The following is a 4900-nucleotide window of genomic DNA, read 5'->3' on the forward strand; positions in this document are numbered from 1 at the left end:
ACATAGTTGATGTCGCCCTGACGCCAGACGGTGATGTCCTTGGTCCGGTGCTTGGCCACCGCGGTATAGCCCATGCGGGTGAACAGCTCGGCAAGATTGGCGGGCTCGGGATGCGCGAATTCGACGAATTCGAAACCGTCGGTGCCGGCGGGATTTTGCTTGCTGATTTTCGCGGGCGGTGCGTCGTGCGGGAAGGGGCCCATGGCAGTCCTCCGAAAGCTGTTTTGGCCGGGCTTGGCCATCTTTCATCAGGATAGCGCGGAGTCGCCGCACGGTGCTTGCATTCAGTCGCCCATAATGCGCATCATGTGCCCAAATTGTGCATGATTGGAGGAATACGTATGGATGATGCGCGCCTTGATCAGTTTGACCGCAAGATAATGGCGCTTCTGCAGGACGACGCGCGATACACCAACAACGATCTTTCGGAGCGCGTGAACCTGTCGCCCTCGCAATGCTCGCGCCGCCGCCAGCGGCTGGAGGACGATGGCTACATCAAGGGCTACCGCGCCGTGCTCGACCGCGATCGTCTCGGCTTTTCGCTGGTCAACGTGATCTCGGTGACCTTGGCCACCCACAACCGCGACAATGCCCGCCGCTTCGGCGAACTGGTGGCGCGACTGCCCGAAGTGCAGGAGGCGCACGCGCTGACCGGCGAGATGGATTACATCCTGAAGGTGGTGACGCCCGATCTCAAATCACTGTCGGAGTTCGTCAACGGCGTTCTGCTGCCGCATGAATCCGTGCAGCACGTGAAGACGGCTATCGTGCTGGAGACGCTCAAGGAAACCGGCGCGCTGCCGATTTAACCCCGCTGCTGCTGGATCAGGCCGTAAAGATTGGTGCAGCGCGCGCCCGAGCGGCAATAGGCGAAGACCGGCCCTTCGAGCTCGTCGAGCGCGGCGGCCTGGTCCTCGACATTGTCCATGGTGATCTGGCCGCTGATGACCGGAATGTAGCGGAACGCCAGCCCCGCCGCCTCGGCCGCGGCCTTGACGCTGTCGGCAGTAGGCTGGCCAGGCTGCTCGTCATCCGGCCGGTTGCAGATCACGCTCTTGAAGCCGGCGTCCTTGATGGCGGCGATGTCCTGCGGCTGGATCTGGCCGGAGACCGAATAGTCGTCGCTGATCTGGCGGTATTCCATGATATCGTCCTCGCAATCCTAGGCGCCTGTTGGCTTGGGTGCAGTTCTGCCACTCCCCGGACCGGCGGGCAACTAACTGCGGTGGAGATTTCCTATGTGGTCGCCAGGCGGGCAAGCCGGGTCCTGGCCAAGCGCCCCACCGCGATGCCCGCCACCATCGCGAGGACGAAGATCAGCGTCTCCGCGCGGCCAAGGCCGAGCGCCGGAATGGCGCCGCCTGGGCAAAAGCCCGCAATGCCCCAGCCGATGCCGAACAACGCGGCGCCCCCGACGAGTTGGCTGTCGATGTCCTTCCTGCCCGGCAAGGCGAAAGCCGTTTCGAATACCGGCCTCTTGCGTCGGGCGAAAATGAAGCGGTAACCGGCAAAGGCAATGGCCAGGCCGCCGCCCATCACGAAGATCAGGCTAGGGTCCCAGGTTCCGGCGATGTCGAAGAAATTCAGCACCTTCGCCGGATTGATCATGCCGGACACAGCGATGCCCAAACCGAAAAGTCCGCCGATCAGGAAGGCCGAGGCGAGCTTGCTCATGGTTCAGCCTCCAATCACATGACGGGTGACAAAAACGGTGACGATGGCGGTGGCCATGAAGGTCGCAACGGCGACGAACGAGCGCGGTGACAGTCGCGCGATGCCGCAAATGCCGTGCCCGCTCGGACAACCGCCACCGAAATGCACGCCGACACCGACGAGAAAGCCGCCGACGACAAGGGCCAGCGTCGGTACCGGCACATTGAACTCGATGTCCTTGCCGGCGAGCTGGATCAGCAACGGCGCGCCGATCGCGCCGGCGAGAAAGGCAGCGCGCCACTTCCAGTCGGCGGACACTGGCGGGATAAAGCCGGTCAGGATCCCGGTCATTCCCGCAATGCGGCCATGCAATGCCATCAGCAGCACGGCAGACAGCCCGATCAGGGCTCCGCCAAGCAGAGACTGGAAAGGCGTGAAGTCGGTCATGGAAAGGCCAATCCGCTTCGATCAGGAGATGCTCATTCAGCAGATAGACATTTTCGCATGGGAATCCAGCCGGAAATGTCCGGCTGGAAAGGCGGCGTTTGCCGTTTCGCCGACTAGCCCGGCTCAACTGCCGAGGATCGCGCCTTTGATCTGCGTGATGTTGTTGTGCATCATGTCGATATAGGTCGAGGCCGGGCCATCCGACCCCGACAGCGCGTCCGAATAGAGCGTGCCGCCGACCTTGATGCCGGTCTCGCCGGCAATCTGCTCGATCAGCCGCGGATTGGTGATGTTTTCCACGAAGATCGCCGCAGCCTTGTCCTGCTTCACCTGTTCGACGAGCTTGGCGACGTCGGCCGCGGAAGGCTCGGAATCGGTCGAGATGCCCTGCGGCGCCAGGAAGGTCAGGCCGTATTCATGCTCGAAATAGCCGAAGGCGTCATGCGAGGTGATGACCACGCGCTTCGCCTCCGGGATCGACTGGATCGCCGCCTTCACTTCGCCTTCCAGCGCATCGAGTTTGGTGGTGTAGGCGGCGGCGTTGGCTTTGTAGCTGTCGCAGCCTTCGCTGTCGGCCGCGCAGAACGCCTCGGCGATGTTCTTCACATAGATCTTGGCATTGGCGATCGACTGGAACGCATGCGGATCGGTGACGGTCTTGCCGCCGCCTGTGCCGGCGCCTTCGGCGGCATCCGCGTCGGCGAATTCCGGCTTGAAGTCGATCGGCGTGACCCCCTTGGTCAGCGTCACGATCGCGGCCTTGGTGGCGCTCGCATCGACAAGGCGCTGCAGGAAACCTTCGAAATGCAGGCCGTTGACCAGCACGACGTCGGCGCCTGCCATCGCCACGGCGTCGGCCGGGGTCGGCTCATAGACATGCGCGTCGCCGTCCGGCCCGACGATGGTGGTGATGTTGACCCGGTCGCCGCCGACATTCTTGGCGAAATCGGCAATCACGGTGAAGCTCGCCACGACCTTGAGCGGCGCCGCGAAGGCGGAAGAGGTCGCGACGGCGCTTAATGTTATAACACTCAACGTCAGCGCGGCACGGAAGGATTTCAGCATTGGGGACAGTCTCCTTGCTTGGGGATTGGTCAGGCGGTGCGGTGGCGGTGATGCACGATGCGGGCGCGCAATACGCCACGCGTGCCGAACAGGATCGAGCAGAAATAGACGACGCCAGCCGAAAGGATGATCGCCGGGCCGGAAGGCAGCGAAGCGTGGTAGGATAGAAGCAACCCGGCGATGCAGGAGGCAAAGCCGATCAGCACGGCGAGCGCGCACATCGGTTCCACGCGCACCGTCCAGAAGCGGGCGGCAGCGGCCGGCAGCATCATCAGCCCGACCGAGAGCAGCGTGCCCAGGGCCTGGAAGCCGCCGACGAGGTTGAGCACGACAAGGCCTAGGAAGATGAAATGCACTGGGCTGCCCATGCGGCTCACCGAGCGCAGGAACAGCGGATCGAGGCATTCGGCGACCAGCGCGCGCCAGAAGATGGCGAGGCAGGCGAGCGTCACTGCCACGATGCCGCCGATCAGGATCAGCGCCTCATTGTTGAGCGCCAGCACCGTGCCGAACAGCACATGCATGAGGTCGACGCTGGAGCCGCGGATCGACACCATCAGCACGCCGACCGCAAGCGAGATCAGATAGAAGGCCGCCATCGAGGCGTCCTCGCGCTGGATGGTAAAGCGCGACACGGCTCCCGCGCCAAGCGCCACGATGATGCCGGCGATCAGCCCTCCGACCGTCATCGGCAGGATCTCGAGCCCGTAGAGCAGGAAGCCGGCGGCCGCACCCGGCAGGATGGCATGCGCCATGGCGTCGCCCGACAGGCTCATGCGCCTGAGCATCAGGAAAACGCCGACCGGGCAGGCGCCGAGCGACAGCATCAGCGAGCCGAACAGCGCCCGCTGCATGAAGGCGAAATCGGCGAAGGGCGCGATGAACAAGCCGTAGAAAAATTCCATCACGCCGCCCCCGGTCCGGAGCCGTGCCGGTGATCATGCGCATGATCCTGATGGTCGTGCCCATGGTCATGGGCGTGATCATGCTCGCTCGGCTCGCACCAGGGCGCATTCTCTTCCCAGGCCTCGTGGAAGCGCCGTGCCTTGAGCAGGTTTTCCGGCCGCAGCGTTTCCTTTGTGTCCCCCCAGGCCACTGGCTGGCGAGCCAGCAGCAGCGTTTCCGGGAAATTCTGCTGCACCAGATCGAGGTCATGCACCACGACCATGATCGTGCGCTCCTCGCCATGCCAGCGCTTTATCAATTGGATGAGATCGCCGACGGTCTTGGCGTCGACCGCATTAAAAGGCTCGTCGAGCAGGATGAGGTCGGCGTCCTGCAAAAGCACGCGGGCAAACAGCGTGCGCTGCAGCTGGCCGCCGGACAGCGTGTCGATCGGCCGCCTCTCGAAGCCGCCGAGCCCGACCGCCATCAATGCCTTGCTGACCGACTCGCGATCCTCTTTCGTATAGCGGCCAAGCATCCCGCGCTTAGGCCACAGGCCGAGCGAGATCAGATCGACGACGCGCGCCGGAAAGGAGCGGTCGAGCTCCGACTGCTGCGGCAGGTAGGCGGTGCGGACGCCCGGCATGCGGACCACGGCGCCTTCCATCGGCTTCAGCACGCCCACGATGCCCTTCATCAGCGTCGACTTGCCCGAGCCATTGGCGCCGACCACCGCGGTCAACGAGCCTTTGCGGACGACGCCGTTCAGATGATGGATCGCCGGATGGCTGCCATAGCCGAGCGTCAGGTCGCGGAAGGTCAGGCAGGCATTGGTCATCAGGCGTCGGTC

General features: G+C 63.8%; 7 protein-coding genes and 1 pseudogene. 1 reads left to right on the forward strand and 7 read right to left on the reverse strand.

Features of this window, described 5'->3' with window-relative positions; all coding sequences use genetic code 11:
* Window positions 1-203 (reverse strand): annotated as a pseudogene (locus tag EOA28_RS24865) (4-hydroxyphenylpyruvate dioxygenase); the annotation flags it as partial.
* A 138-nt stretch (window positions 204-341) separates the two neighbouring features.
* Here EOA28_RS24865 and EOA28_RS24870 point away from each other — a divergent pair.
* Window positions 342-809 carry an Lrp/AsnC family transcriptional regulator gene (locus tag EOA28_RS24870; RefSeq protein ID WP_042646286.1) on the forward strand — a complete coding sequence of 156 codons (468 nt, stop codon included), beginning with the start codon at window positions 342-344 and terminating at the stop codon, window positions 807-809.
* Here EOA28_RS24870 and EOA28_RS24875 read toward each other — a convergent pair.
* The 6 genes from EOA28_RS24875 to aztA form a co-directional block, all read right to left on the reverse strand.
* Window positions 806-1144 carry a TIGR01244 family sulfur transferase gene (locus EOA28_RS24875; RefSeq protein ID WP_127249983.1) on the reverse strand — a complete coding sequence of 113 codons (339 nt, stop codon included), beginning with the start codon at window positions 1142-1144 and terminating at the stop codon, window positions 806-808. The two genes, EOA28_RS24870 and EOA28_RS24875, sit on opposite strands and share 4 nt — an antisense overlap.
* 92 nt (window positions 1145-1236) lie before the next feature.
* Complete coding sequence (locus tag EOA28_RS24880; RefSeq protein ID WP_127249982.1) at window positions 1237-1674, reverse strand: DUF6691 family protein; 438 nt, start codon at window positions 1672-1674, stop codon at window positions 1237-1239.
* A 3-nt stretch (window positions 1675-1677) separates the two neighbouring features.
* Window positions 1678-2100, reverse strand: a complete 423-nt coding sequence (locus EOA28_RS24885; protein ID WP_128315391.1) for a YeeE/YedE thiosulfate transporter family protein — start codon at window positions 2098-2100, stop codon at window positions 1678-1680.
* Window positions 2101-2223: 123 nt separating this feature from the next.
* Window positions 2224-3165, reverse strand: a complete 942-nt coding sequence (gene aztC / locus EOA28_RS24890; RefSeq protein WP_127386280.1) for a zinc ABC transporter substrate-binding protein AztC — start codon at window positions 3163-3165, stop codon at window positions 2224-2226.
* A gap of 29 nt (window positions 3166-3194) precedes the next feature.
* Window positions 3195-4070 (reverse strand): zinc ABC transporter permease AztB, encoded by an 876-nt coding sequence (aztB, locus tag EOA28_RS24895; protein ID WP_127249979.1) that lies wholly within the window; start codon window positions 4068-4070, stop codon window positions 3195-3197.
* The gene (gene aztA / locus EOA28_RS24900) at window positions 4070-4888 is read right to left on the reverse strand and encodes a zinc ABC transporter ATP-binding protein AztA (RefSeq protein WP_127249978.1); all 819 of its coding nucleotides are present in this window, start codon (window positions 4886-4888) and stop codon (window positions 4070-4072) included. The genes aztB and aztA overlap by 1 nt, the downstream gene beginning before the upstream one ends.
* Between the last annotated feature and the right edge of the window lie 12 nt (window positions 4889-4900).

The sequence above is a fragment of the Mesorhizobium sp. M2A.F.Ca.ET.067.02.1.1 genome, from assembly GCF_004023285.1.
Lineage (GTDB): Bacteria > Pseudomonadota > Alphaproteobacteria > Rhizobiales > Rhizobiaceae > Mesorhizobium.

What these genes read in the sequence shown, in the direction of transcription:
- EOA28_RS24870 (WP_042646286.1), top strand. Translation starts at nt 342, where the DNA reads ATGGATGATGCGCGCCTTGATCAGTTTGACCGCAAGATAATGGCGCTT.
- EOA28_RS24875 (WP_127249983.1), bottom strand. Translation starts at nt 1,144, where the DNA reads ATGGAATACCGCCAGATCAGCGACGACTATTCGGTCTCCGGCCAGATC.
- EOA28_RS24880 (WP_127249982.1), bottom strand. Translation starts at nt 1,674, where the DNA reads ATGAGCAAGCTCGCCTCGGCCTTCCTGATCGGCGGACTTTTCGGTTTG.
- EOA28_RS24885 (WP_128315391.1), bottom strand. Translation starts at nt 2,100, where the DNA reads ATGACCGACTTCACGCCTTTCCAGTCTCTGCTTGGCGGAGCCCTGATC.
- aztC (WP_127386280.1), bottom strand. Translation starts at nt 3,165, where the DNA reads ATGCTGAAATCCTTCCGTGCCGCGCTGACGTTGAGTGTTATAACATTA.
- aztB (WP_127249979.1), bottom strand. Translation starts at nt 4,070, where the DNA reads ATGGAATTTTTCTACGGCTTGTTCATCGCGCCCTTCGCCGATTTCGCC.
- aztA (WP_127249978.1), bottom strand. Translation starts at nt 4,888, where the DNA reads ATGACCAATGCCTGCCTGACCTTCCGCGACCTGACGCTCGGCTATGGC.